General features: G+C 63.7%; 27 protein-coding genes. 7 read left to right on the top strand and 20 right to left on the bottom strand.

Features of this window, described 5'->3' with window-relative positions; translation table 11 throughout:
• Nucleotides 1-697 precede the first annotated feature (697 nt).
• The 3 genes from repC to OX89_RS10435 are packed head-to-tail and all read right to left on the bottom strand — an operon-like array spanning nucleotide 698 to nucleotide 2,672.
• Nucleotides 698-1,567, bottom strand: a complete 870-nt coding sequence (gene repC / locus OX89_RS10445; protein ID WP_011805736.1) for a replication protein C, IncQ-type — start codon at nucleotides 1,565-1,567, stop codon at nucleotides 698-700.
• Entirely contained in the window at nucleotides 1,557-2,435 is an 879-nt protein-coding gene (locus OX89_RS10440) for a helicase RepA family protein (RefSeq protein WP_047350569.1), read from the bottom strand. Before OX89_RS10440 ends, repC begins: the two co-directional genes overlap by 11 nt.
• 3 nt (nucleotides 2,436-2,438) lie before the next feature.
• The gene (locus OX89_RS10435; RefSeq protein WP_033996783.1) at nucleotides 2,439-2,672 is read right to left on the bottom strand and encodes a plasmid-related protein; all 234 of its coding nucleotides are present in this window, start codon (nucleotides 2,670-2,672) and stop codon (nucleotides 2,439-2,441) included.
• A 91-nt stretch (nucleotides 2,673-2,763) separates the two neighbouring features.
• Here OX89_RS10435 and OX89_RS10430 point away from each other — a divergent pair, with 91 nt between their 5' ends.
• Nucleotides 2,764-3,744 carry a LuxR family transcriptional regulator gene (locus OX89_RS10430; protein ID WP_232346593.1) on the top strand — a complete coding sequence of 327 codons (981 nt, stop codon included), beginning with the start codon at nucleotides 2,764-2,766 and terminating at the stop codon, nucleotides 3,742-3,744.
• Between the two features lie 79 nt (nucleotides 3,745-3,823).
• A complete protein-coding gene (locus OX89_RS10425) occupies nucleotides 3,824-4,069 on the top strand; it encodes an AlpA family transcriptional regulator (RefSeq protein ID WP_011805740.1) in 246 nt (81 codons plus the stop codon).
• Between the two features lie 91 nt (nucleotides 4,070-4,160).
• Here the strand turns inward: OX89_RS10425 and OX89_RS10420 are convergent, their stop codons facing one another.
• From OX89_RS10420 to guaB, 3 genes are all read right to left on the bottom strand, one after another.
• Nucleotides 4,161-5,363 (bottom strand): site-specific integrase, encoded by a 1,203-nt coding sequence (locus OX89_RS10420; RefSeq protein ID WP_011805741.1) that lies wholly within the window; start codon nucleotides 5,361-5,363, stop codon nucleotides 4,161-4,163.
• Nucleotides 5,364-5,670: 307 nt separating this feature from the next.
• The gene (guaA, locus tag OX89_RS10415) at nucleotides 5,671-7,287 is read right to left on the bottom strand and encodes a glutamine-hydrolyzing GMP synthase (RefSeq protein ID WP_047350567.1); all 1,617 of its coding nucleotides are present in this window, start codon (nucleotides 7,285-7,287) and stop codon (nucleotides 5,671-5,673) included.
• A gap of 77 nt (nucleotides 7,288-7,364) precedes the next feature.
• Nucleotides 7,365-8,840, bottom strand: coding sequence for an IMP dehydrogenase (guaB, locus tag OX89_RS10410; RefSeq protein WP_011805743.1), 1,476 nt, complete (start codon nucleotides 8,838-8,840; stop codon nucleotides 7,365-7,367).
• A gap of 105 nt (nucleotides 8,841-8,945) precedes the next feature.
• Between guaB and OX89_RS10405 the strand changes: the two genes are divergently transcribed.
• Nucleotides 8,946-9,443 (top strand): DUF4124 domain-containing protein, encoded by a 498-nt coding sequence (locus OX89_RS10405; protein ID WP_047350566.1) that lies wholly within the window; start codon nucleotides 8,946-8,948, stop codon nucleotides 9,441-9,443.
• Between the two features lie 86 nt (nucleotides 9,444-9,529).
• Here OX89_RS10405 and OX89_RS10400 read toward each other — a convergent pair whose 3' ends face one another.
• Together OX89_RS10400 and OX89_RS10395 are read right to left on the bottom strand one after the other, a co-directional pair.
• The gene (locus tag OX89_RS10400) at nucleotides 9,530-9,874 is read right to left on the bottom strand and encodes an RnfH family protein (protein WP_047350565.1); all 345 of its coding nucleotides are present in this window, start codon (nucleotides 9,872-9,874) and stop codon (nucleotides 9,530-9,532) included.
• On the bottom strand, nucleotides 9,867-10,307 hold the full coding sequence (locus OX89_RS10395) for a type II toxin-antitoxin system RatA family toxin (RefSeq protein ID WP_011805746.1): 441 nt from the start codon (nucleotides 10,305-10,307) through the stop codon (nucleotides 9,867-9,869). The genes OX89_RS10400 and OX89_RS10395 overlap by 8 nt, the downstream gene beginning before the upstream one ends.
• A gap of 114 nt (nucleotides 10,308-10,421) precedes the next feature.
• Here OX89_RS10395 and smpB point away from each other — a divergent pair, with 114 nt between their 5' ends.
• From smpB to OX89_RS10375, 4 genes are all read left to right on the top strand, one after another.
• Nucleotides 10,422-10,895, top strand: a complete 474-nt coding sequence (gene smpB / locus OX89_RS10390; RefSeq protein ID WP_011805747.1) for an SsrA-binding protein SmpB — start codon at nucleotides 10,422-10,424, stop codon at nucleotides 10,893-10,895.
• 98 nt (nucleotides 10,896-10,993) lie between these two features.
• Complete coding sequence (locus tag OX89_RS10385) at nucleotides 10,994-11,359, top strand: hypothetical protein (RefSeq protein ID WP_011805748.1); 366 nt, start codon at nucleotides 10,994-10,996, stop codon at nucleotides 11,357-11,359.
• A gap of 16 nt (nucleotides 11,360-11,375) precedes the next feature.
• Entirely contained in the window at nucleotides 11,376-11,891 is a 516-nt protein-coding gene (locus tag OX89_RS10380; RefSeq protein ID WP_047350564.1) for an RNA polymerase sigma factor, read from the top strand.
• A gap of 30 nt (nucleotides 11,892-11,921) precedes the next feature.
• Nucleotides 11,922-12,761, top strand: a complete 840-nt coding sequence (locus OX89_RS10375; protein WP_011805750.1) for an anti-sigma factor — start codon at nucleotides 11,922-11,924, stop codon at nucleotides 12,759-12,761.
• On the opposite strand, the gene OX89_RS10370 is transcribed toward OX89_RS10375, so the two are convergent.
• The 12 genes from OX89_RS10370 to OX89_RS10315 all read right to left on the bottom strand — a co-directional run bounded on the left by OX89_RS10370 (nucleotide 12,712) and on the right by OX89_RS10315 (nucleotide 26,418).
• A complete protein-coding gene (locus OX89_RS10370; RefSeq protein ID WP_047350563.1) occupies nucleotides 12,712-13,803 on the bottom strand; it encodes an enoyl-CoA hydratase/isomerase family protein in 1,092 nt (363 codons plus the stop codon). The two genes, OX89_RS10375 and OX89_RS10370, sit on opposite strands and share 50 nt — an antisense overlap.
• Nucleotides 13,800-14,684 (bottom strand): DMT family transporter, encoded by an 885-nt coding sequence (locus tag OX89_RS10365; RefSeq protein WP_047350562.1) that lies wholly within the window; start codon nucleotides 14,682-14,684, stop codon nucleotides 13,800-13,802. The genes OX89_RS10370 and OX89_RS10365 overlap by 4 nt, the downstream gene beginning before the upstream one ends.
• A 208-nt stretch (nucleotides 14,685-14,892) precedes the next feature.
• Nucleotides 14,893-16,722: a translational GTPase TypA gene (gene typA / locus OX89_RS10360; protein ID WP_047350561.1), complete on the bottom strand. Its 1,830-nt coding sequence runs from the start codon at nucleotides 16,720-16,722 to the stop codon at nucleotides 14,893-14,895.
• Nucleotides 16,719-17,720 (bottom strand): tRNA pseudouridine(55) synthase TruB, encoded by a 1,002-nt coding sequence (truB, locus tag OX89_RS10355; RefSeq protein WP_011805754.1) that lies wholly within the window; start codon nucleotides 17,718-17,720, stop codon nucleotides 16,719-16,721. The genes typA and truB overlap by 4 nt, the downstream gene beginning before the upstream one ends.
• Complete coding sequence (gene rbfA, locus OX89_RS10350; RefSeq protein WP_011805755.1) at nucleotides 17,717-18,094, bottom strand: 30S ribosome-binding factor RbfA; 378 nt, start codon at nucleotides 18,092-18,094, stop codon at nucleotides 17,717-17,719. Before rbfA ends, truB begins: the two co-directional genes overlap by 4 nt.
• Before the next feature lie 12 nt (nucleotides 18,095-18,106).
• The gene (gene infB, locus OX89_RS10345; protein WP_047350560.1) at nucleotides 18,107-20,938 is read right to left on the bottom strand and encodes a translation initiation factor IF-2; all 2,832 of its coding nucleotides are present in this window, start codon (nucleotides 20,936-20,938) and stop codon (nucleotides 18,107-18,109) included.
• 24 nt (nucleotides 20,939-20,962) lie between these two features.
• Nucleotides 20,963-22,447, bottom strand: coding sequence for a transcription termination factor NusA (gene nusA / locus OX89_RS10340; protein WP_047350559.1), 1,485 nt, complete (start codon nucleotides 22,445-22,447; stop codon nucleotides 20,963-20,965).
• 69 nt (nucleotides 22,448-22,516) lie between these two features.
• Nucleotides 22,517-23,110, bottom strand: a complete 594-nt coding sequence (gene rimP, locus OX89_RS10335; protein ID WP_047350597.1) for a ribosome maturation factor RimP — start codon at nucleotides 23,108-23,110, stop codon at nucleotides 22,517-22,519.
• A 151-nt stretch (nucleotides 23,111-23,261) separates the two neighbouring features.
• On the bottom strand, nucleotides 23,262-23,651 hold the full coding sequence (locus tag OX89_RS10330; protein ID WP_047350596.1) for a thioredoxin domain-containing protein: 390 nt from the start codon (nucleotides 23,649-23,651) through the stop codon (nucleotides 23,262-23,264).
• Between the two features lie 10 nt (nucleotides 23,652-23,661).
• Entirely contained in the window at nucleotides 23,662-24,936 is a 1,275-nt protein-coding gene (locus tag OX89_RS10325; protein ID WP_047350558.1) for a cytochrome c, read from the bottom strand.
• Entirely contained in the window at nucleotides 24,933-25,619 is a 687-nt protein-coding gene (locus OX89_RS10320; protein ID WP_199856236.1) for a cytochrome c4, read from the bottom strand. The genes OX89_RS10325 and OX89_RS10320 overlap by 4 nt, the downstream gene beginning before the upstream one ends.
• 43 nt (nucleotides 25,620-25,662) lie before the next feature.
• Complete coding sequence (locus OX89_RS10315; protein WP_047350557.1) at nucleotides 25,663-26,418, bottom strand: SDR family oxidoreductase; 756 nt, start codon at nucleotides 26,416-26,418, stop codon at nucleotides 25,663-25,665.
• Nucleotides 26,419-26,592 lie beyond the last annotated feature (174 nt).

The following is a 26,592-nucleotide window of genomic DNA, read 5'->3' as shown; positions in this document are numbered from 1 at the left end:
CTGAACTACTCCGAAGGTTACGGAGTGCTGGCCTACACAACATTCCAATAATTGGCCGAAATGGTTGACATGGAGCCGATGACACAGGCACGCCCATCGAAACAGGGATGGAAGCTCATTCAGCACGGAAAATTGAACGCCAAGAGGGGAGTAGGCCGGGAGATCCCCGCCGCTCGGCCCCTCAAGTGTCAAAGAGAGGATCGGATCGTCAGAAGTGGCGATGCGAGCTCCAGCGCCGGCGGCCGTCATCGTCAGAACTGGCGATGGGGCCCTCGGTGCATCGTCGGACGTGGCGATGGTCGACCATGGCCCGGACATGGCCAGCCTCGCCGGAGATGACGATGCTGCAGCTCGACGTAGCGCGCGAAAGAAAGGCCGATCTCATGACGTGGCCAGGGCATTGAATTGAACTGTTGTATGTTGTAGCGCGCTACAACATACAACATACAACACCTGCCTATTGACACTTGAGGGGCGCAGCGTTTCAGCCGCTAAAAAGAACCGGCCGGAGCTGACCGCCCTTCTGGCGTACAACTCGGCCGCAGGCCGACCATCGGCAAGGACTTGGCGTCGCCCTAAAGGGCGGCGGCAAGTGCCGCGCCTAGTGGATGATCTTGGAAGATCATGGATGGAATTTGCGGACTAGCCGCAAGCCCGCGCCGTTGCTCTGTTTTCCGGTTTAAGGCAGGGAACGTTGCTACGGGTGAAGGGGAACGTTGCTACGGAGCTTGGGGAACGTTACTACGGGCTTCGGCCTGCCAATTTCCCACTTCCCTGCCGCATACTCGCTGACCTTCCATCCCACGGTGGCAAGCTCGGCCAGAGCCTTGCGGGCCTTCTGGCGGCGCTTCTTCATGGCCTCGGCGTTCGCCTGGTCCGGCCAGACATAACCGGAAAGGGTATCCAGTTCCACACGCCCGGCTTTGCCCGGATCGATCCAGCCGCATAGCCGCTGGTGAATCAGACGGGCCGGGTCAGTCTGTAGCGCCCGCACCTCGGCCATCTCGATGCGGGTATACGGGCGACGCCCAAGAATCGCCTCTGCAATCTGAGGATTCAGCGCGACGAATAGCCGTCCGTCCTCCTCGTCGAAGGCGTAGCTCATCAGGTGAAAAGACCTTTGCCTGCTCCCCTTGGTGACGACCACCGTCACGTTTGCCATGCGCAGCAAGCTCGCCTTGATCGCCCTGATATTGTCGCCGCCATCGGTCAAGCCGATTTCGCCTAGCAGGCTGGTCATACTCTCTCTCACGACCAGCGCATCCTGCCCTACCGCGTCGAACTTCGGCTCAAGGAATAGACGGAGTTGCTTCGGCAAGTCCGCTGTTGGCTCTGGCGTCAGGATGATGCCCTTCGGCCCTCCAAGAGCCACAAGACCTTGCAGCAGCCGCATGTCATCTGCACCAAGAGGCTCGAATCCGACGAACCGCGCTAGTTCATTTTCGGCGTAGTGATACGTCACATCGAGCTTGAGCTTCTTCCGTTCGCCGCGCTTGAGACTGCGGAACAAGCCGGGGACCAAGCAGTGCATTGGATCGTGCCTGGCATGGGTGAGGTCAAAAGCCATCGCCTCGCCTCCGACCGTCACGTCCCTTCTCCTCATTCCGGCTGGCCACATACAGCTCCACCGGCACCAGCACGCCGCCGGCGTGCCGCATGTACCAGCGATCAAGCGGCGTGGCGTCGTAGTTCTGCTTGCTGACGCCGAAACGCACGAAGAAGCCGCGCCGCTCATCGCCGATGGGCTGCCGGTCATGGGCGCGGTCGCTGAGGCGCTTCGCCTCGTCCTCAGTCATGCGGGCGACGTAACCGCACCACCTGGCGTTGTCGATCAGCGCGGACGCGCCACGCGCGGCCTGCTGCTGGTCGGTCTGCCCTTCGCGGGCGCTTCCTTTGCTGACGTGGTGCAGGTAGAGCACGGATGCGCCCGTGGTAGCCGCGACCTGCTCCAGCACGGCCACGAGGTGGGCCATGTTGCCGTTGCTGTTCTCATCGAGGGCGTGGATGCGGCTCAGGGTGTCCAGCACGATCAGCCTCGCCCCGGCGCTGTACTCGATGACGCGGCGCAAGTGAGCCTCGTCCATGACGTTCAGGCGCTTGCCCATGATCGGCTCAAGCACGAGGTTCTCGGCGATGGCTTGGCGGGCTGTATGCCCGAGGTGCTGGCCGATGGCGTGAATGCGCCGGACAAGCGCGGGCGGCGGGTCTTCCCCGGCCAGATAGACCACGCGCCCGGTGTGTGCGGGGGCCAGGCCCACGAGGTCGCCGCCTGCAACGCTGCATGCGATGCTCATGGCCGCTTCCAGCGCCCAGAAGCTCTTGCCCGTGGCCCCTGGGGCGACGAGCGCGCCGACGGTTCCCGCGAGGAAGCCCGGCCATATGAAGTCCAGCACCGGCGGTTCGCACTCGAACGCCGCCAGGACGTCAATCGCCACGACTCAGTTCCCCGTTCCGTACAGGGATTCGTCGCTCAGCACCTCGGCGATCTGCGAGGTTCGAAAGTAGACGCGCCGACCGATCTTCAAGCGAGCCTTGTTGATTCGCCCCGCCCATTCGCTCGTCGTGCGCAAGCTGACCCGCAGCCCATCCGGTGATCGATCCAGGACGGAGGCGAGCTGTGCCATGCTCAGCAGCGGGCCGAAGCGTTGCAGTAGCGTGTCTTCTATCGTCATTGCGTAAACCTCCGTTATCAACTGAATTGCTACGAAGGTTAGGCGTTATTGGGGGTTGCCTACATCTTATTAGTTGTCCAAAATGGTTGACATGAAGAATGATCCAACCATTGTCATCTGGGAAGGCTGCGATCCCACTGTCTCGGAAGCCATCGGGCAGTTTGAGGATCGCTGGCGGCCGTATTCCGCCTCCTCGCGGCGCTACCCCATCGTTGGGCTGTTACAGGAACTCATTGACCCCGCCGTGGCTGCGTACACGGCGACGCTGCCACAACGCTACTTGGGCCATATCCCCGGAGCAGGAACAGGGGTGAGCTTCAGCGGAATCATTCGACTGGTTGGACTTGATGCGATGGTTCGCATGCAGCGGCAGTTGCTGCGCCAGTTCATCAAAACGGAGGATAGGCAGACGCCAAGAGATCGGCGGTTTGTTGCAACACTCGAATCGTTGATCGGGCTTGTATGGGACTGCGCCTGCAAACGGCCGGTGAAGTCGAAGGTGCGCGACACCCGACTGAATGGCGAACGCCTCCAGGGGTTCTGCCGGTTCTGCGGATCACTCGCCGAGCTGACCTCATTCGCCGGCGGGAGCGATGATCCGAAGGCGGACGATCCAGAGGAAAAGCTTCGACTAAGCAGCCTGTATTGCCTGGATCACCGGCCTAAATTGCCGAGCGGCGCATGGAACCCTGTCTACAGACAAGCAAGGCGATCCCTCGCGCAATTCGACCTCGAACTGGCGAGACTCAACCAGCAATGCGCGAAGCCGGCCACTGCCCAAGTGAAATCGGGCGATCAACTGGTTGACAGCTACTTCTTCCACTATGTCGCAGGCCAGACCTTACAGCCGGCGGACAAGGCAGAGCTGCGCAATCAAGCACGGCTGATGGTGGACTCGAAGCTATCGGATCGCAAAAAGCAGATGCTGATGCTCCAGCGGTCTGGACTCAATCAGTCGGAGATTGCGCGAAAGCTCGGCATCGAGCGCCAAGCGGTATCGAAGGCGCTGGCGGCGATCCCCGCGATGTTCCGCTTGAGTACAAAGCCGCGCTCACGGCGTCAACCTAATTGACCAACTAATAGGACGAAACAATCCGCATTGCCAGGCACCATCAGGCACATGTTCGCAAGTGACTGAAAGAGGCCAGGGGATGCAGGCAACGACAAGCAAGACGCTCATCAATCGGAAGAAGCTACTGGCAATGATCCCGCTGTCTGAGCGCACGATCTTCAACATGGAGCAGCGCGGGGAGTTTCCGCGCCGGATCGCACTCACCAGCCGAAACGTTGCCTGGGACTTGGCCGAGGTCGAGGAATGGATCGAGGCGCGGAAGTCGTCGGGCACTCAGGCGATGCGGCCAGGCTTCACTCAGTCGGTCGCAGCCGCCACTTTTTAGCCGCTAAAACGCCGCGCCCCTCAAGTGTCAATGACGCGCGAAGCCACACCTCGATGCTCGGGCGGCGCTGCTGAACCCGCCCTCCTCTGACTTACGCCTTCGGCCGTCTCAGCGTCCATTCGTCGATCATGTCCGCCCAGTCCTGCAACATCGCCGTGCGCTGCTCGCGGTACTCGGCCTTGTTGTAGACGGCCCTGACGCCCCGCTGTTCGTGCGCCAGGCACTTCTCGATCCAGTCCGTGTTGTAGCCGGCCTCATGCAGCAACGTACTGGCCGTGCGCCGCAAGTCATGCGGCCCGAACTTGGCGAGCGACTTCCCTTCCTTTTGCGCCAGCCGATACGTCAGCGTCAGCACCTGGTTGAGCGTGGCGCTGCTCATGGGTAAGTCCGAGTCATATCGCGACGGAAGCACGTAGTCCGATCCCCCCGCGAAGGTTTTCAGGGCGATGAAGATGTCCAGCGCCTGCCGGGACAGGAACACCAGATGCGGATTGCGCCGCTTCATCCGCTCCTTCGGGATCGTCCAAAGCGCGTCGCTGAAATTGATCTCGCTCCAGGTCGCGTTGGTCAGCTCGCTCTTGCGCACCATCGTCAACAGCAGCAGCTTGGCCGCCGCCCGAATGGATGGCGCTGTGCCGATGCGCTCCATGTACTGGTACATCAGGCCGATCTCGTCGGGCGTCAGCGCACGGTCGCGCGGCTCGAACTTGGCAATGGTCGTCGGGCGTACCAGCTCGGCCGGGTTCTCGACCTTCTGGCCGCGCTCGATGGCCCAGCGAAAGACCTGGAGCACCACCTCGCGGACATGCACGGCCGTCGCCGGCGCGCCGCGCTCGACGATGGCATCGGTCAGCGCGCGCAGGTCTTCGTGGGTGATCTCCACCAGCTTCTGATTGCCGAACTTTGGCTTCAGCTCGCGCTCGTAGACCGAGCGGCGCATGTCGCGGGTGGAGTCGGCCATCTGGTAGCCGCGCAGCCACTTTTCCGCCCAGGCCCCGAACGTCTCCGCGTCCTTGACGCGGGCCTTGTCCCGCGCCTTTTCCTTGGCCGGCGACTTCCCGGCCGCGATCATCTTCTTGGCCTCGCCCAACCGCTCGCGGGCTTCCGCCAGGGTGATCCCGCCGACACCGTAGCGGCCGAAGGTGATGGTCTCCTGCCTACCGTGGATCGAGTAGTTGTAGCGGAACGAGATCGCTCCGGCGGCCGTGACGGCTACATAGAGGCCGTCACGGTCATTCACCTTGTAGAGCTTGTCCTTCGGCTTGAGGTTGCGCAGCTTGGTATCGGTCAACATGGTTCTCGCCCTGATTCAGCTCAAATACCATGATCCGAAGACCGGCCGCCCTGGCGTAAAACATCAATTAAATCATCGTATTACGCAAACTCGATACCATGAACATTCGGCAAGGTGGTTGCATGGTATCGGCGACTTCTCATGGCATAGAAGCATTCAATGCCATCCATCATGCCATGAAAAAACGGTGCTTGGCGATGCCAAATGTTGCCAGGCGGTGCCGAACGAGATCACAAAAAAGCCCGCAATGACGCGGGCTTAGGGGTGTTTTCGTGCTACTAGATGCCAGCCGATGCCAGACGCCCAATCACTCCCACTCGATGGTGGCAGGCGGCTTGCTCGACACGTCGTAGGTCACGCGGTTGATGCCGCGCACCTCATTGATGATGCGGCTGGAGACCTTCTTCAACAGCGCGTAGGGCAACTCCGCCCAGTCGGCTGTCATGAAGTCGCTGGTCTGCACCGCGCGCAGTGCCACCACATAGTCGTAGGTGCGGCCATCGCCCATCACGCCCACGCTCTTGACCGGCAGGAACACGGTGAAGGCCTGGCTGGTGAGGTCGTACCAGGTCTTGCCCGTGGCTTCGTCGGTGAAGTTGCGCAGCTCTTCGATGAAGATGGCATCGGCGCGGCGCAGCAGGTCGGCGTATTCCTTCTTCACCTCGCCCAGAATGCGCACGCCCAGGCCCGGGCCGGGGAACGGATGGCGGTAGACCATTTTGCGCGGCAGTCCCAGGGCCACGCCGAGCTCACGCACCTCGTCCTTGAACAGGTCGCGCAGCGGCTCCAGCAGTTTGAGGCCGAGTTGCTCGGGCAGCCCACCCACGTTGTGGTGGCTCTTGATGGTGACGGCCTTCTTGCTCTTGGCACCGCCGGACTCGATCACGTCGGGGTAGATGGTGCCTTGCGCCAGGAAGGTCGCGCCCTTGTGGCCCTGGCCGCTGGCCTTGAGCTTTTCGGCTTCGGCCTTGAACACGTCCACGAAGAGGCGGCCGATGATCTTGCGCTTTTGCTCGGGCTCGGACACACCGGCCAGCTCACCCAGGAACAGGTCCGAGGCATCCACGCGCACCACCTTCGCGTGCAGCTTGCCTGCGAACATGTCCATGACCATATCGCCTTCGTTGAGGCGCAGCAGGCCGTGGTCCACGAACACGCAGGTGAGCTGGTCGCCAATCGCACGGTGGATCAGGGCCGCAGCCACCGACGAATCCACGCCGCCAGACAGGCCCAGGATCACTTCCTCGTCGCCCACCTGCTCGCGGATCTTTTGCACGGCTTCCTCGATGTGGTCGCGCATGATCCAGTCCGCCTGGGCGCCACAGATCTCGCGCACGAAGCGGTTGAGCAGCGCGGCGCCCTGCACCGTGTGCGTGACCTCGGGGTGGAATTGCACGGCGTAGAAGCGCCGCGTTTCGTCCGCCATGCCGGCGATGGGGCAGCTGGCGGTAGAGCACATCAGCTTGAAACCGGGAGGCAGCTCGGTGACCTTGTCGCCGTGGCTCATCCACACCTTCAGCATGCCGTGGCCCTCGGGCGTGGAGAAATCCTCGATGCCCTTGAGCAGCGCGGTATGGCCATGGGCGCGGACTTCGGCATAGCCGAACTCGCGGCTGTGCGAGCCCTCGACCTTGCCGCCCAGTTGCGCGGCCATGGTCTGCATGCCGTAGCAGATGCCCAGCACGGGCACGCCCAACTCGAACACGGCGTCGGGGGCGCGGTCGTCCACTTCGTAAACGCTGGCGTGGCTGCCCGACAGGATCACACCCTTGAGCTTGCCGTCTGCGGCGAACTGGCGCACCCAGTCGCTGCTCACGTCGCAGGGGTGGACCTCGCAGTAGACATGCGTCTCGCGCACGCGGCGCGCGATGAGTTGGGTGACCTGGGAGCCGAAGTCGAGGATGAGGATCTTGTCGTGTTGCATGGAGAGCGACAGGGTCGGTAAAAGACAAAAGGCCCGAACACCTGGAGACGGGTTCGGGCCTGCGGAATGGCGAAGACTCAGTCCGCCCGGTAGTTAGGGGCTTCCTTGGTGATCTGCACGTCGTGCACGTGCGACTCGCGGATGCCAGCCGCCGTGATCTCCACGAATTCGGCCTTGTTGTTCATCTCTTCGATGGTTGCGCAACCACAGTAGCCCATGGCCGCACGCACGCCGCCGGCCATCTGGAACACGATGGACACCATGGAGCCCTTGTAGGGCACGCGGCCTTCGATGCCTTCGGGCACCAGCTTGTCGGCGTTGGGATTGCCCGTGGTGGCTTCCTGGAAGTAGCGGTCGGCCGAGCCCTGCTGCATGGCGCCGATCGAGCCCATGCCACGGTAACTTTTGTAGGAGCGGCCCTGGTACAGGATGACTTCGCCCGGCGCTTCTTCGGTGCCAGCGAACATGCCGCCCATCATGATGGTCGACGCGCCTGCGGCCAGCGCCTTGGCGATATCCCCCGAGAAGCGGATGCCGCCATCGGCGATCAGCGGCACACCTGTGCCCTGAAGCGCGGTGGCGACGCTGTCGATGGCCATGATCTGGGGCACACCCACGCCAGCCACGATGCGTGTGGTGCAGATGGAGCCGGGACCGATGCCGACCTTGACCGCATCGGCGCCTGCCTCGGCCAGGGCCAGCGCGGCAGCGCCGGTGGCGATGTTGCCACCGATCACGTCCACCTGCGGGTAGTTCTGCTTGACCCAGCGCACGCGGTCGATCACACCTTTGCTGTGGCCGTGGGCTGTATCTACCACGATGGCATCCACACCGGCCTTGACCAGCAACGCCACGCGCTCTTCGGTGCCCGCGCCGACGCCCACGGCAGCGGCCACGCGCAGGCGGCCTGCCGCATCGCGCGCGGCGTTGGGGAACGTGGTCTGCTTGTTGATGTCCTTGACCGTGATGAGGCCCTTGAGCTCAAAGGCGTCGTTCACCACCAGCAGGCGCTCCAGCTTGTGGCGGTTGAGCAGTGCCTTGGCCTGGGCCGGAGTGGTGCCGTCTTTTTCGTTGACGGTGATCAGCTTCTCGCGCGGCGTCATGATCTCACGCACCTTGACGTCGTAGCGCGTCTCGAAGCGCACATCACGGCTGGTGACGATGCCCACCACCTTGCCACCATCACAGACCGGGAAGCCCGAGATGCCCAGGTTCTCGGACAGTTCCAGCACCTGCAGCACCGTGTGCTCGGGCGTGATGACCACGGGATCGTGCACCACGCCGGATTCATGCCGCTTGACCTTTGACACCTCGGCCGCCTGCTGCTCGGCCGTCATGTTCTTGTGGATGACGCCAATCCCCCCTTCTTGCGCGATGGCGATGGCCAGACGCGCTTCGGTCACGGTGTCCATGGCGGCGGACACGAGCGGGAGGTTCAGGGTGATGTTGCGCGTGAAGCGCGTGACGAGGGAGGTGTCCTTGGGCAGGACCTGGGAGTACGCCGGCACCAACAACACATCGTCGAAGGTGAGCGCTTTTCCAAGAAGGCGCATGTGAAAGCTCCAAAAAAAGGATTGTACCCGCCGCGCGACAAATCGCACACGCCCCGCGTGAACGCCCCTTGGTGGGTGCGGCCGCTCACCGCTACACTCGTCCGCATGAAACCGCACAAGCTTCTTCTGCTGGCGCTGGGCTGCGCCTGGGCCATGGGCGCATCGGCCCAATGGCAATGGGTGGACAAGGATGGGCGCAAGGTGTTCAGCGACCGCCCGCCGCCACAGGACATTCCAGACAAGAGCATCCTCAAGCAACCGCAGCGCGCCCTGCCGCGTACCGCGATGGCAGCGCCCGCATCGCCAGCGTCGGCCCCCGCATCCGAAGCCGCCGCGCCTGCCAGCGGCAAGGACAAGCAGCTGGAGGAGAACAAGGCCAAGGCTGACGCCGCCGAAGCCGCCAAGAAGAAAGCGGAGGAGGACCGCGTGGCCAAGGCCCGTGCCGACAACTGCGCGCGCGCCAAACGCGCAAAGGAGCAGTTGGCGCCCGGCCAGTTGGTGAGCAATGTCAATGCCAAGGGGGAGCGGGGCTTCATGGACGACGCAACCCGCGCAGCAGAATTACGCCGAGCGGAAGCAACCATCGCTTCCGACTGCAAGTAGCAGCTACCCCATAACCGCCGCCACCGGCCGCCCTTCCGCATGGATGAGGCGGCCGTTTTGTTTTCAGCGCATGCTGGGAAGCACTCTCAATAACCGGACTTGGCCCCCGGCCGGCGTTTGGCGAACAATCCCGCCGCACGAGCGCCCTGGCGCGCAAAGCGCTGGCGGCGCGCCAGCTTCGGGTCAACCCGCAAGGGGCGGCAACCTTCCACGCGGTCACCATCGTGCAGCAAATCGTCCAGTCTGCCTTCCCTGCCCCAAATGCCCCAGACAAGCCCCTCAGCCTGTGCATCCAGTCCGCAGGCGCTCAGAGCATCGGCCACCGTAGCGCCAGCGGGAAGCAGCACCACCCACTCCTGCACATCGGTAGGTTGCCGCGAGATGGCCACCGCGATGCGCAGCCGCCCCGGCGGGGGCGGGGTTTCAGCCATAAACCTGCTCGGCCCGTTTGATGAAGGCATCGATGAACGTGGCGGCGATGCGGTCAAACACGGGGCCGACCAACGCCGCCAATGCCCGGTTGTCAAAGCCGTAGCTCAGCTGCAGTTCGACCTTGCATGCGCGCTGCGTACCGTCCCCCACAGGATGAAAGTGCCAGTCGCCGTCGAGCTGTGAGAAGGGGCCCTCCACCAGCTCCATCTTGACGCGGCGCCCGGGCTCATGCGTATTGCGCGTGACAAACGACTTGCGTATGCCGCCCAACGCAATGCCCACTTCCGCCTTCATGCCATTTGCATGGGTTTCCAGGACGGTGGCGTGGTCGCACCACGGCAGGAACTGCGGATACTTGGCCACGTCCGTCACGAGGGCGAACATTTCTTCGGGGCTGTACCAGATGAGGACGGACTTGTTGACAGTTTTCATGCAGGCGAAGGCTGGATGGGCCTGGTGGCACAGCCGGCCTAGAATCGATGGTGCGAGACGACAACAATTGTAGGGAGACCCTTGATCTCCCGGTTTGCGCCGCATCTATTCACCATGGCCAAGAAACCTGACACATCGTCCCGCATCGCCGACAACAAGAAGGCGGCATACAACTATTTCTTTGAAGAGCGCTACGAGGCGGGGCTGGTGCTGCACGGCTGGGAGGTCAAGGCACTGCGCGAGGGCAAGGTGCAGCTTACCGACGGCTACGTGATCATCAAAGATGGGGAACTGTTTCTCATCGGCTGCCAGATCAACCCGCTCAAGACCGCGTCCACGCACGTCAGCCCCGACGCGGCGCGCATCAAAAAGCTACTGATGCACAAGGACGAAATCCGGCGCCTGATCGGCAAGGTCGAGCAAAAAGGCTACACCCTGGTGCCGCTGAATCTCCACTGGAAAGACGGCCGCGCCAAGTGCGAGATTGCCTTGGCCAAGGGCAAGGCCGAGCACGACAAGCGCGACACCATCAAGGAGCGCGAAGGCAAGCGCGAGGTGGAACGCGTCATGAAGAGCCGCCACCGCTGATCTTTTTTTGGCGGAGGGTGGAATAAACGCACCGCCCCCGGTGTTCATGCCAGCGTCCGGCCACAATTCCTCTGGCCGGCACCCTTCCGGAGAACACCATGACCAAGCTCAGTTCCCTGCTCGCCGCGCTGGCACTCGCCGGCTGTTATTCCCTCGCGCCCGCGCAAGTCAGCACCCAGGACGGCGTGCTCGTCGGCCCGAACGGCATGACGCTCTACACCTTCGACAAGGACGTAGCGGGCGATGGCCAGTCGGCCTGCAACGGCGCCTGCGCCACCAACTGGCCACCCCTGACCGCCACCAGCGCCCCCGCGGGTGAAGGCTACAGTCTGATCCAGCGCGCCGACGGCAGCAAGCAGGTGGCCTACAAGGGCAAGCCGCTGTACTACTGGATCAAGGACGGCAAGCCCGGCGACAAGACGGGGGACGGCGTGAACAACCTGTGGCGCGCCGCCAAGCCATGAGCCCCACAATGCGTCCATGAACCGCGTCCAGATCGTGGAGCAACTGCCGGGGTTGCGCCGCTATGCGCGCGCGCTCACCGGCGACGCATGGGCAGCCGACGATCTGGTGCAGGACACGCTGGAGCGCGCCTGCCGCAAGTGGCTGCTGTGGCGCGGCGGCAGCAATCTGCGCGCCTGGCTTTTCACGCTGATGCACAACCTGTACCTCAACCAGCGCCGCGGCCTGGTGCCCGTGCAGGCGCTGGATGTGGATGCCCTGGCGGCCATCGCGGACGCGCCTGACGCCTCCCACGAAACAGCCATGGACCTGGACCGCTGCCTGCAACGCCTGCCCGTCGATCAACGGGCCGTGCTGCTCCTGGTGACACTGGAAGACATGGCCTATGCCGACGTGGCGCGTGTGCTGGGTATACCGGAAGGCACGGTGATGTCGCGGTTGTCCCGCGCTCGCGCACGCATGCGCGAATTGATGGAGCCCTCAGTCCACGCCCAGCCGTCATCCACCCCGACTGCCTTGCGCCGCATGAAATGAAGCGCCCTTTCCGCCCGTAGTGAGCCCGCCATGAAGCCCGACCCTTTCAGCCCTTCGGACGAGACGCATCTGCATGCTTTGGCGGACGACCGGCTGCCGCGCGCCCAGGCAGAGTCGCTGCACTCCCGCATGGACTCCTCGCAGAGGCAGCGTGCCGAAGCGTGGGCGCAACAGCGTGCGCAGCTGCAGACCCTGCACGCTGACTGGTTGCGGCAGCCTGTGCCCAATGTGCTGGTACAGGCGGCAGAGCGCCTGCAAGACGCACACGACACGCAACAGCACTGGGCCCGTTGGGGCGGCTTTGCCGCGGGCTGGGTGCTGGCGTTCGGGCTGGGCTGGAGCCTGCATGCGACGGACGGCAAACAAACCACACTGGCCACGGCCCCCCCGCAACGGTTCGTGCAGCAGGCGGCCGTGGCGCACGCGGTCTACCAACCCGAACAGCGCCATCCTGTGGAAGTGGCGGCCGCGCAGCAGGACCACCTGGTGCAGTGGCTGTCCAAGCGGCTGGCGCGCCCGCTCACCGTGCCGCGGCTGCAGGCCGAGGGGTTCGAATTGATGGGCGGGCGCCTGCTGCCCGGCGGCAGCGGGGCGCGCGCGCAATTCATGTACCAGAACGCCGCGGGCGCGCGAATCACGCTGTACCTGGGCGCACTCGACGGCCTACAGGCTGCGGCGGCACCGACCACCGCGTTCCAGTTCCACGACGAAGGGACCGTGTCCAGTTTCTACTGGGTGGACCAGGGTTTTGGCTACGCCCTCAGCGGCGAACTGCCGCGGCCCACGCTGCAGGCGCTGGCCACGGCGGTGTACCAGCAGATCAGCGCAGCGCCGCCAGCGGGTGCGCGTGCGCCGGCCAAGGGCTCTTGAAGAACGCTTGCACCAGCGCGGGCTCCACATCCTCCACGCGCGCGGGGTTCCAGCGCGGGCTGTGGTCCTTGTCCACCGCCAGGGCGCGAATGCCCTCCACCGTCTCGCTCTGGCCGGGACGCAGGTAGAAGCAGTGCCGAACCATGTCGCGCTCCATGCGCAAGTCGTCGGCCAGACCCATGCTGCGCGCACGGCGGACCTGCTCCAGCACGACATGCAGCATCAGTGGAGAGCGCTTGCGCAACGTGGCAGCCGTGGCGCGTGCCCACTCGTCGTCAGACTGCCCCAGCGCAGCCACGATGGCCGCCGCATCATCCAACGCGAAGTAGTGATCAATTTGGCCTCTAGCGCTTACAGCGCAAGCGCCAGCAGCTACAAATTTTGATGCGACCCACTGCTGAACGGCAGCGCCGTCGGCAAACGTCTGCAACGCCAGACCGTCCCACACCGCCGCTTGCTGGCCCGCCGGCAGGAAGCCGTCCGCCAGGCCGAAGTCAATGGCATCGGCTGCGCCGATGGCGTCGCCCGTCAGTGCCAGCCACTCGCCCACGCGGCCAGGGCAGCGCGAGAGGAAGTAGCCGCCGCCCACATCGGGGAACAGGCCGATCGCCGTCTCCGGCATGGCCATCTTGGTGCGCTCGGTCACGATGCGCAGCGTGCCGCCCTGGCTGATGCCCATGCCGCCCCCCATGACGATGCCGTCCATGAAGGCGATGTAGGGCTTGCCGAAGGTGTGGATCAGATGGTTGAGGGCGTATTCCTCGGTGAAGAAGTCCTCCAGTTGCGGATTGCCCGTGCTGCCCGCGGCGTGCAAAAAGCGGATGTCGCCGCCCGCGCAGAAGGCGCCGAAGGGCCCTTCGCGGCCGTTGCCGCGGATCGCCACGGCCAGTACCTTGTCGTCATGCTGCCAGGCCAGCAGCGCCGCCATCAGGTCGCGCACCATGCCCAGCGACAAGGCATTCAGCGCCTTCGGGCGGTTCAGCGTGATGCAGCCGACCTGGCCGCGCACCTCGGTCACGACTTCCGCCGTCATCTCCGTCATTGTTGTTCCTTCCATCCAAGCAGTTCATTGAAAACGAGCGCGCCGATCACCAGCGCGCCTCCCATCAGCACGGCCGGGGCTGGGCGCTCTCCAGCGCCCACCCAGGCCAGCAGAATGCCAAAGATCACTTCCAGCAGGCCCAGCAGCGCAATCTCAGGCGCCTTGAGCACGCGCGCGCAGTACACCACCAGCACGCAGGGGATCGCCAATTGGACCAGACCCAGCAGGGCCAGAAGGGACAAATCACGCGCCGTGGCCTGGAACGGCCACGCAAGCGGCAGCGTGGCCAGGGCGGACAGCGCCGCCCCCAGCAGCACGGCGGGCACCAGGCCCACCGCATGGCCCTGGCGCTGCGAGTGCTGCACCACCACCCAGTTCACGGCCGCAGCCACCGGCACGCACAAGGCAACAAGCACGCCCACCACGGACAGGCCGGAGATGCCCGAGCCATACATCCACCCGATGCCTGCGCCCGCCAATGCAATCGCGCACCAGGTGCGCGGCGCGATGTGGTGGCCAATGAAGACGCGCGCCAGCATTGCCGTGAGCAGCGGTCCGATGGCCATGGTGACCAATACGCTGGCCACGGGGATGAGCAATATGGCGATCATGAAGGCCGTGAACATCACGCTCCAGCACACGCCAGAGATCCACACCGCCCGCCCCCCGCGCCGCAGATTGGCCAGCAACGCCCTGCCCTGCAGCACCGGCAGGATTACGCACAGCGACAGCAGCATGAAGAAGCTGCGCCAGAAGGTCACTTCAAAGCTGCGCGCCTGGTCCAGATGGCGCGTGACGACGCCCGCGATGGACCACATGAAGGTGACGGCCACCATCAGCCAGACCGCCCGCGCGTGGCCGGGCAAGGCATTCGCGGTCATCGCTGTCTCCTCCCTGTGGATTTCTTGTGTCGTCGGCATGTGCTACCCACGCATGCCGTGAGGCCCGCATGTTAGCGGCTGGCGCCATACCGCGCTGCCTCAGATGCGCGAAGGGCGAACCCTCCTTGCGGATGGGCTCACCCTTCGTCGGCTCGCAGCGCCTTGGCTGCCGCAGCCAAGCCGGTTCAGGCAGAACAGGCCTTGCCGATCACGCGCCTTCGCGGCTGGCGCGCTTACGCTCGTGCTCCTTGAGGTGGCGCTTGCGCAGGCGAATGCTCTTGGGCGTGATCTCCACCAGTTCATCGTCCTCGATGAACTCCACACCGTACTCCAGCGTGAGGTCGATCGGGGGCGTGATCTTGATCGCGTCTTCCTTGCCGCTCACGCGGAAGTTGGTGAGCTGCTTGGTACGCGTGGCGTTCACCACCAGGTCGTTGTCGCGGTTGTGCACGCCGACGATCATGCCTTCGTACACCGGGTCGCCTGCCTTCACGAACATGCGGCCACGGTCGTCGAGCTTACCCAGGGCGTAGGTGAAAATTTCACCATCGTCCATGGAAATCAGAACGCCGTTCTTGCGGCCGCCAATGTCGCCCTTATGCGGCTCATAGCTGTCGAAGATATTGCTGATGAGGCCCGAGCCGCGCGTCAGGTTCAGAAATTCGTTGGTGAAACCGATCAGGCCACGGGCCGGGATGCGGTACTCCAGGCGCACGCGGCCACGGCCGTCGGGCTCCATGTTCACCAGTTCACCCTTGCGCTCGCCGAGGGCCTGCATCACACCGCCTTGGTGGCCTTCCTCGATATCAGCAGTCACCAGTTCGATAGGCTCGCAGCGCTCGCCGTCGATGTCGCGGTACACCACGCGCGGCTTGGAAACGGCCAGCTCGTAGCCTTCACGGCGCATTTCTTCCAGCAGGATGGTCAGGTGCAGTTCGCCGCGGCCGGACACCTCGAAGATGCCGTCCTCGTCGGTTTCCTTGACGCGCAGGGCCACGTTGGAACGCAGCTCCTTCTGCAGACGGTCCCAGATCTGGCGGCTGGTCACGAACTTGCCTTCACGGCCCGCCAGCGGCGAGGTGTTCACGCAGAAGTTCATCGTCAGCGTGGGCTCGTCGATCTTCAGCATGGGCAGCGGCTGGGGGTTGGCGGGGTCGGTGAGGGTCTCGCCGATACCCACGTTCTCGATGCCGTTGATGAGCACGATCTCGCTGGGGCCGGCTTCGCTCACCTGCACGCGGTCCAGGCCCTGGAACTGGTGGATCTGGTTCACGCGGCCCTTGTAGCTGGCGCCGTCCGGCCCGGCCATGACCAGCACATCCTGCCCGGCCTTGAGCGTACCCTGGGTGATGCGACCCACGCCAATGCGGCCCACGAAGGTGGAATAGTCCAGCGCCGATACCTGCATCTGCAGGGGTGCCGTGGCGTCACCCTTCACGGAGGGCACATGCTTGAGGATGGTCTCGAACAGCGCCGACATGTCGGGGCCCCATTGCTCGCCGGGGTTGCCCTGCTCCAGCGCGCTCCAACCGTTGATGCCCGAGGCGTAGACCACGGGAAAGTCCAGTTGCTCGTCGGTGGCGCCCAGCTTGTCGAACAGATCGAAAGCGGCGTTCACCACGTAGTCGGGGCGCGCGCCGGGCTTGTCCACCTTGTTGACCACCACGATGGGCTTGAGGCCCAGCGCCAACGCCTTCTTGGTCACGAAGCGCGTCTGGGGCATGGGGCCTTCCTGCGCGTCGATCAGCAGCACCACGCCGTCCACCATCGACAGGGCACGCTCCACCTCGCCGCCGAAGTCCGCGTGGCCGGGCGTGTCCAGGATGTTGATGTGCGTGCCGTTCCAGCTCACGGCGCAGTTCTTCGCCAGGATGGTGATGCCGCGCTCGCGCTCGATGGCGTTGCTGTCCATCACGGTGTCCACGACCTTCTCGTGCTCGGCGAAGGTGCCGGACTGGCGCAGCAGTTGGTCCACCATCGTGGTCTTGCCATGGTCGACGTGGGCGATGATGGCGATGTTGCGGATTTGTTTGCTCATAGCGTAGTTGCTTCCAATGTGCCGCGTTCAGCCCGCGGCGAGCTCTCCAGAATCTGTTGAATTTCAAGGGGGCTGAGCAGCCGGTCTGGAATCAGCTCTCCTCCCCGCACATGCCCGACCCCCAGCAGCACGCGCGGGCGCGCCCCGAACACGGCCACGGCGGGCGCGTCGGGCCAGGGGCCGCGCCGGCGCATGCCCGAGAGGAAACGCCCGGCATTGTCATCGTCCAGCGTGACAGCCGTGTGCTGCGCTAGCAAGGTCTCCACCGGGTGCACGCAGGCCATGCGCGCATCCTCGTCCATGGCCTGCAGCGCCTCCAGCGTCACGCAGCGCTCCACGCCGATACCGCCCGTGTCGATACGGCGCAGGAACGTGAGATGCGCGCCGCAGCCCAGCGCCTGGCCGATGTCTTCGCCCAGGGTGCGGATGTAGGTACCTTTGCTGCAGGTCACTACTATTTTAATAGCTGGTTGCGCTTGCTCCGTATGCGTTAGCGCCAGTTTCAATGCATGGATCGTGACATCACGCGCCTCGCGCTCCACGGCAATGCCGGCACGCGCGTACTCGTACAGCGCCTTGCCGTCTTTCTTGAGCGCGCTGTGCATGGGCGGCACCTGGCGGATGGGGCCAGTGAACTGCGCCTGTACCGCCGCCAGCCGCTCGGGTGTGAGCATGGCCGGATCGACCGCGCACTGCGCCAGCACCTGACCCTCGGCGTCACCGGTGGTTGTGGTGGTACCCAACAGTGCGACGGCTTCATAGGTCTTGGGCGCTTCCAGCTGCAACTGGCTGAACTTGGTGGCGGCACCAAAGCACAGCGGCAGCACACCACTGGCCAGCGGGTCCAGCGTGCCCGTGTGGCCAGCCTTCTCGGCGCGCAGCAGCCACTTCACCTTCTGCAAGGCGTCATTGCTGGACAGGCCCAGGGGTTTGTCGAGCAGCAGCACTCCGTGCACCGGGCGCCGCTGCACCCGGATGCGGGGAGCGCGTTCGGTCATGCTGCGTCGTCGTCTTTGGAACGAGAGGCCACCGCGCGCGCGATCAGCGCATTCATGTCGGCCGCCTTCTCGGTGGTGCGGTCGTACACGAAGTGCAGCGTGGGCACGGTGTGGATGTGCAGGCGCTTGAACAGGCCGTTGCGTAGAAAGCCAGCCGCCTGGTTCAAGGCCTCCTCGGAGGCCTCACCATCACCGATGAGCACACTGAAGAACACCTTGGCGTGCGCATAGTCCGGCGTCACCTCGACCCCTTGCAGCGTCACCATGCCGATCCGCGGATCCTTGAGATCGCGGATCAGCTCGGTGAGGTCGCGCTGGATCTGATCCGCGACCTTGAAGCCGCGGTTGGGGGAAGAGGATTTCTTGGCAGCCATGTCGTACGGCCCTTACAGCGTGCGTGCGATTTCCTTGATCTCGAAGAACTCCAGCTGATCACCTTCCTTGATGTCGTTGTAGTTCTTGAGCTTGATACCGCACTCGAAGCCTTCCTTGACTTCCTTGACGTCGTCCTTCATGCGGCGCACCGATTCCACATCGCCCGTGTAGATGACGATGTTGTCGCGCAGCAGGCGGAACTTGCAGTTGCGCGTGACCTGGCCCGACGTGATGTACGAACCCGCCACGGTACCGATCTTGGAGGCCACGAACACGGTACGGATCTCGGCCGTGCCGATGGCTTCCTCGCGCTGTTCGGGCGCCAGCATGCCGGACATCGCTGCCTTCACTTCATCCACGGCGTCGTAGATGATGTTGTAGTAGCGGATGTCCACGTCGTTGCCTTCGGCCGTTTTGCGGGCCTGCGCATCGGCGCGCACGTTGAAGCCAATAACGATGGCCTTGGAGGCGATCGCCAGGTTGACGTCCGACTCGCTGATGCCGCCCACGCCGGAGTACACGATCTGCACGCGGATCTCTTCGGTGGAGAGCTTGAGCAGCGAAGCCGCCAGCGCCTCCTGGGAGCCCTGCACGTCCGCCTTGATGATCAGCGGCAGGGTCTGCACCTCGCCCGCCCCCATCTCGGCAAACATGTTCTCCAGCTTGGCCGCTTGCTGCTTGGCCAGCTTGGTGTTGCGGAACTTGCCAGCGCGGTACGTCGCGATCTCGCGGGCGCGGCGTTCGTCCTGCAGCACCATGAAGTCGTCGCCCGCCTGGGGCACTTCGTTCAGGCCTTGGATCTCCACCGGGATCGACGGGCCGGCTTCCTTGGTCTGCTTGCCGTCTTCGTCCAGCATGGCGCGCACGCGGCCGAAAGTCTGGCCTGCAAGCACCACATCGCCCACCTTGAGCGTACCGGACTGCACCAGCACGGTGGCCACGGACCCGCGGCCCTTGTCCAGCTGGGCCTCGATGACGATACCCTTGGCAGCCGCATCGACGGGAGCCTTGAGTTCCAGCACCTCGGCCTGCAGCAGAACCTGCTCCAGCAGAGCATCAATGCCCATTCCCGTCTTGGACGACACGGCCACGAACGGCGAATCGCCGCCATATTCTTCAGGCACCACCTGCTCGCCCACCAGTTCCTGCTTGACGCGCTCGATGTTGGCCTCGGGCTTGTCTGCCTTGGTAAGCGCCACCACGATGGGAACACCAGCCGCCTTCGCGTGCTTGATGGCTTCCTTGGTCTGGGGCATCACGCCGTCGTCTGCCGCACACACCAGAATCACGATGTCGGTGGCCTGGGCGCCGCGCGCACGCATGGCCGTGAAGGCCTCGTGGCCCGGCGTGTCCAGGAACGTGACGATACCGCGTGGCGTCTCCACATGGTAGGCGCCGATGTGCTGGGTAATGCCGCCAGCTTCGCCAGAGGCTACCTTGCTGCGCCGGATGTAGTCCAGCAGCGAGGTCTTGCCGTGGTCCACGTGGCCCATCACCGTCACCACGGGGGCGCGGGACAGTTGTTCGGCATCCTGGCTGGACACTTCCTCGGCGGTGAAGGCTTCCGGATCATCCAGAGCGGCCACCTTCGCGGTGTGGCCCATTTCCTCCACCACGATCATGGCGGTGTCCTGGTCCAGCGGCTGGTTGATGGTGACCATCTGGCCCATCTTCATGAGCGACTTGATCACTTCGGAAGCCTTGATGGCCATCTTGTGCGCCAACTCGGCCACCGTGATGGTCTCGGGCACATAGACCTCGAGCACGCGGAACTCTGTGGCTGCCTGCTGCTGGCGCTGGTCGTCGCGGTCATTGCCGCGGCGGCCGCGGGGGCCGCCACGCCAGTTGTTGCGCCCCACGCCGCCACTGCTGTCGCCGCGGGTCTTGATTTCCTTCTTCTTGGTTGTGTCGTTGGCCCAGCTGGACGACAGCTTGGCCGACTTGACCTCCTTGCCCGCCCCGCCTGGCGCCGATGGCGCAGCGGTGCGCGCGCCCGTGCCGGAACCGGTGGCGGGTTTGTGCAGCGTACCCTTCTTGGCATCCCCGGAAGCTCCCGCCTTGGCGGCAGGCTTTGGTTCCTCGGGCTTCTTCGCCACGAGCACCTTCTTGGGGGCAGCCATCATTGCGCGAATGGCCTCGGCCTCGGCAAGCGCCTTGCGGCGGCGCTCGTCCAGGTCGGCCGCACGCGCGGTTTCTTCCGCCGCGCGTGCCTTGGATTCTTCATCGGCCTTTGCCCGGGCATCGGCCTGCGCCTTCGCACGTTCTTCGGCCTCCACGGCTGCTTCGCGCTGCGCCTCGGCACGCTCCGCAGACTCCTGCGCCTTCTTTTCCGCCTGCTGGGCGGCATAGGCGGCAGCGCGTTCTTCGGCTTCGCGCTCGCGGCGCTCGCGCTCTTCACGCTCGCGGCGTGTCAAGGCCAACTCTTCCTCCTGGCGGCGAATCAGCTCTGCCTGACGGCGCGCCTCTTCCTCGCGGCGCACGAGCTCGAGATCCTCCGCCGAAGGAGCGGATTCAGTCGCATCGGAAGGCGCGTCGACACTGTCGTCACGCTTGATGAAAGTACGCTTCTTACGCACTTCGACCTGGATCGTGCGTGCCTTGCCAGAAGCGTCGGCCTGCTTGATCTCGCTGGTGGACTTCTTGACCAGGGTGATCTTTTTGCGGTCCCCCCCCGCAGTGCCATGACTGGCCTGCAGGTGGGCCAGCAGCTTTTGCTTGTCGGCTTCGTTTAGAACGTCCGACGGCGACGCCTTGACCACACCGGCGGACTTCAGCTGGTCCAGCAAGGTTTCAGGCGATTTCTTGAGCTCTGCAGCGAACTCAGCAACAGTGTTACTCGACATATTGTGTTCGAACCTCCCTGACCCTTACTCTTGCCCCGTGAACCAGTGCTCGCGCGCCTTCATGATCAAGGCGGTCGCATCTTCGGCAGACTGGCCGGTCAGCTCGGTCAGTTCGTCAATGGCCAAATCGGCCAGGTCGTCACGCGTATGCACGCCGCCTTCCGCCAACTTGGCGATCAGTTCGGGCGTTAAACCTTCGAGGTCACGCAGGTCTTGCGATACGCTTTCCACGCTTTCTTCACGAACGATTTCCATGGTGAGCAGCGCATCCTTGGCGCGTGCGCGCAGTTCGTTCACCGTGTCCTCGTCGAAGCTCTCGATCTCCAGCATTTCCTGCAGCGGCACATAGGCCACTTCTTCGAGGCTGGCAAAGCCCTCCTCGATCAGGATGTTGGCGATCTCCTCATCCACATCCAGCTTCTCCATGAACAGGCGACGCGCGGCATCGGTTTCATTGGCCTGCTTCTGCGCGGATTCGGCCGCATCCATGATGTTGATCTTCCAGCCCGTGAGGTCGGACGCCAGGCGCACGTTCTGGCCGCCGCGTCCGATGGCGATGGCGAGGTTTTCCTCGTCCACCACGACGTCCATGGCATGCTTCTCTTCGTCGACCACGATGGAGGTCACGTTGGCCGGAGCAAGCGCGCCGATCACGAACTGCGCAGGGTCGTCGGACCACAGCACGATGTCCACGCGCTCCCCCGCCAGTTCGTTGGTCACGGCGTTCACACGCGTTCCGCGCACGCCCACGCAGGTGCCGATGGGGTCCACGCGCTTGTCATGGCTGAGCACAGCGATCTTCGCGCGGCTGCCGGGGTCACGGGCACAGCTTTTGATCTCCAGCAGGCCCTGCTCGATCTCGGGCACCTCGTTGCGGAACAACTCGATCATGAACTCCGGCGCGGAGCGCGAGAGGATGATGGGTGCTCCGCGCAGCGTGAGGTCCACATCCATGATCAGGGCGCGCACACGGTCTCCATTGCGCAGGTTTTCCTTCGGGATCATCTCGCCGCGACGCAGGCGCCCTTCCACCCGGCCGCTCTCGACGATGATGTCGCCCTTGTCCATGCGTTTCACCGTGCCGGTGAAAATTTTCTCGCCGCGTGACATGAAATCGTTGAGCAGCATCTCGCGTTCGGCATCGCGGATCTTCTGCAGGATCACCTGCTTGGCCGCCATGGCCCCGATGCGGCCGATCGGTACCGACTCGACGGCTTCCTCGATGTACTCCCCCACCTCGATATCGGCCACCCGTTCGCGGGCATCCATCAGCAGCTCTTCGGCGTCGGGGTTCTGCAATCCGGCATCGTCGGGCACCACCAGCCAACGACGGAAAGTCTCGTATTCGCCGCTGTCGCGATCAATCGACACGCGGATGTCCACTTCACCCTGGTAGAGCTTCTTCGTGGCCTGTGCCAGAGCAGACTCCACAGCGCCCAGGACCACATCGCGCTCCACGTTCTTTTCGCGCGAAATGGCTTCTACCAACATCAACAACTCGCGATTCATGCGACGGCTCTCCTGTTTCTCAATTCCTGACGAACTGCCCGTTCAGAGGACAGTCCGGTTATGCAACCTTCAGCCCGGCTCTCCGGGCTTGATCCCTCGTCCTTTGAAATCCACGATCGGCGCAAGCCGCGCCTCGCGCAACTCATCCAAAGTGAAACCAAGGGCCTGCAAAGGCGCTGGCACGCGCTTCTTGCTGATGCGCTGCCCCGGCTTCACGGGCGGCTCATCGCTCCAGACAATCTGCCAACCGCCCGAATCGGCATGCTCGAGCGTTCCCCGGAATTTCTTGCGGTTGGCATGCACTTGCCCTCCCGCCGCAGCGCCCATGGGCTGCTTGAGTGTGATGTCGATCACCTCGCCCTCGAAACGCTTGAAGTCCGCCTCGTTGCGCAACAAGCGATCGATCCCAGGGGATGAGACTTCCAACCGCGTGTAGTCCACCCCCTCCACCTCCAGCGCGAACTGCAGCTGACGGGTGACCTTTTCACAATCCTCTACGGTAATGAATTGCTCGACGCCTACGGCAGCGGACACCTCATCCGTGGGCGGCACCCAAACCAGGTCAATGGTAATGCGCAGCAACCCTCCGGCGGAGCGCTCAATCTCCACCAGGTCATAGCCCAACCCGGCCACGGTTTGTTCAACGATTTGCTGCAATGCCACGTGCGTGCGCTCTATCCAATTCCAAGTGAAGGCCCCGCCNAAAAAAAAGGGCGGTAAGTACCCGCCCGTTTTGGTCGTGAAGCCAGTATTGTAGCCAATATGCGAGGCACCTGCAAAGATCAAAGGCACGTATCTTGCGTTCGGGCGGGAATCAACCCTGGCGGCTTGACCGTATTCTCTCAAAAAGGTCCTGCGCTGCGCTGTCCATCGTGGCTACTTGGGAAGCCTGCTGCATGCTTTGAAGCATGCGCCCCAACACTGTGGCCTGAGGCAATAGGGGTCCCAGAAACCGTGCAGCCCTGCCATCGGCAATCAAGACAGTAGGAAAAGTCTCTACATCCAGGTCGCCGACCACTTCTTCCTCATCCTCCACATCCACCCATTCAAAGCGCATTTGCGGCCAAGCGCGCGCAGTTTGGTCGAAGGCTTGACGGTATTCACGGCATACACCGCACCATTGTGCGCACAGGCACACAACCCACCACTGCGGCGTTGCGCTGGCATGTGAAGCAGCATCCGGCAAAAAGGCTTCGGAGTCCATGAGAAGTTCCTTAAGAATCACGCCCCTCACGGGTCCGATGGACATCGATCGTATCGACCCTGGAAGCCGCATTACCCCAGGCGTTACGAATATATGAAAGCACATCCGCCACTTCTGCGTCACTCAAACGCTGCAGGAATGGCGGCATGCCATGGGGTTGCGGATTACCGCCGGTGGCTGGCAGATACCCGCCCCGCAGCACCATATGCACCAGATTGACAGGATTTTCCAGCATCACCGCCCGATTGCCTGCCAGCGGAGGAAAGGCCTCAGGATCGCCCTGGCCCTCGCCTCCATGGCACTGCATGCATTGACGCTCGTACGTGGCCCGCCCACGCTGCATCGACGCAGGTGAAGGTGGCCGCCGAGGCGCGGCGACCTTGTCCGTTGGCGGCAGCGCTTGCAGATAGTCCGCCATCGCTTGCAGATCGGCATCGCTCAAATACTGAAGGCTGTGGTAGACCACCTCCGCCATGGGGCCGGATACCGCGGCCCGGGGTGAGCGCCCCGCCCCCAGGAGCATAACCACCTCCTGCCAGGGCCATTCCGCCACACCTCCTTCATTCGAGGAGTTGAGCGCTGGGGCGTACCAGCCTGCCGCCATACCCCCGCTCAAACGCCCGTCTGTAGATACCGCCCCCATCGCGTTACGCGGCGAATGGCATGCAGCGCAGTGCCCGAGCCCCTGCACGAGATAGGCGCCTCGATTCCATTCCGCAGAGCGGGACGGTACGGGCTCGAATACACCAGGCCGAAAATACAACGCTCGCCACACTGCCAATGCCGCTTGGGTATTGAACGGGAAGCGCACGCTCGACGGCACGCCGGGTTGCACCACTGGCGGCAAGCTTTGCAAGAAGGCAAAGATGGCATCCGAGTCTTCACGGGTGACGCGCGTATAGCTCGGATAAGGAAAGGCCGGCGAAAGCAGCCTGCCATCGCGCGAACGGCCATTGTGCAGGGCACGCCAGAATTCCGATGCAGACCACGCTCCGATACCCGTTTCCCGGTCGGGTGTCAGGTTGGGGGCGTAAATCACGCCAAAAGGCGTCTCTATCCCACGGCCCCCTGCAAATGCCACGCCTCCTTGTCGGGTGTGGCAGGCGAGGCAGTTACCGGCACGTGCCAAGTACTGGCCTCTGGCAATGTCGAGAGAGGCCGTGGTGGTCACGCGTTCGGCGTGCGGCAACGGAGCTTCATCCAGCCGGTTCAATACCCAGATCCCTCCCGCAACCAGCGCTACGGAAAGCCCCGCCGTCGCAAGCCTTTTGCGCCAAGCACTCATTGCACCTGCTCCGCGCCAGCCTGCAACGCCGGAGAACCCATGCCGCCACAGGGTATTGGCAGCGGCGCCTTGAATGCCGGCGCCGGTGTGAACCTTGAGGGAACAGGACGGGAGGACAGCCACGCCGCGATGGAACTTACATCGTCAGCGGTCAGTTTGCCGGCGATGCGCGCCATGCAATCTGGCGCATGGGCGCGCCGCAGACCGGTCTGCCAGGCCCCCAACTGGGCGCTCACATAATCGCGAGACAGTCCCAGCAACCCTGGAATGAAAGGCGCGACGCCCGCCAGAGCATCGCCATGGCACTGCACGCAGGCCGGCAATTGGCGGCTCGCATCCCCCCACCGCACAAGCCTCTCTCCCTGCGCCAGTGTGGCTGCTGATGCAGCTGCAGCTACCGGTGGCGCATAGGGCAGGTCCAGTCTTGCGAAGTAGTCCGCCATCTCCTGGAGATAGTCATCCGTCAGATGCTGCAGCAAGTACGCCATCTGCGGATAGCTGCGCCGGCCATCCCGGAAATTGAGCAGTTGGTTGTGCAGATATCCCGCCGGCTTTCCCGCGATGCGAGGGAAATAACCGTCAGGAGTGGCACGCCCCTGCTTGCCATGGCACGCGGTGCAGGCCTGCACACGCGGCGCCATATCCACGGCCGGCGCGGCGGCCACAGAGGCAGCGAGCAGCATGCACAGCGCCCCTGCCGCGTGCTGCAAGGGGCGTATGAATTTCTCAGCCACGCCCGACAAAAGGCATTTTGGTCGCCATGACGGTATGGAACAACACATTGGCCTCCAGCGGAAGATTGGCCATGTAAAGCACGGACTGCCCCACGATGTCCACGTCCATCAGAGGTTCCGCCGCAATCTGGCCATTGGCCTGTTGCACGCCCTGCGTCATGCGCTGGGCCAGCTCGGTCTGGGCGTTCCCGACATCGATTTGTCCCACCGCAATATCGTACTTGCGCCCATCGAGAGCCGCTGTCTTTGTCAGGCCCATCACCGCATGCTTGGTAGCGGTGTAGGCGATGGAGTTGGGCCGCGGGGCGTGAGCTGAAATCGAGCCGTTATTGATGATGCGCCCGCCCCGTGGCGACTGCGTCTTCATGACCCGAAAAGCGTTCTGCATGCAAAAGAACATGCCATTGAGGTTGACGTCGACCACCTGCCGCCACTGCTCCACCGCCAGATCCTCCAGCGGCACGGCGGGAGCACTCACGCCCGCATTGTTAAACAACAGATCCACGCGCCCGAACTGAAGCACAGCCCGGTCAAACAGCGTGCGCACCGCAGCGGGGTCGGATACATCGGTGGGAACGGCGAGCGCACGCACCCCACCCTCGGATTCGCCCACGACATCCTGCAATAGCGACTCACGCCGCCCAGCGAGAACAACGCTCCATCCATCGCGCAGCAGCGCCAAAGCCGCCGCCTTGCCAATCCCTGACCCAGCCCCCGTAACGATGGCCACCTTCGATGCTTTAACCATATGCGACGCTTGTCTCCTGTCCTTCTTACCCATCAATCTACTCAACCGCGGGATTTGCGGCCCTTAGCAGGCCGTTGAAAAAGTGGGCATCGAACGCATCAGGGACGCTGTTTTCGAAGAAACGAGTGGCCCAGACGCGTCTGCGCAGCGATTGCAACGGCCCATCTGGCCGGT

This window comes from Diaphorobacter sp. J5-51, assembly GCF_001023515.1.
In the GTDB taxonomy this organism is placed as follows: domain Bacteria; phylum Pseudomonadota; class Gammaproteobacteria; order Burkholderiales; family Burkholderiaceae_C; genus Diaphorobacter; species Diaphorobacter nitroreducens.
The sequence above is the reverse complement of the archived record's forward strand: the minus strand, read 5'-3'. Positions and strand labels throughout refer to the sequence as shown.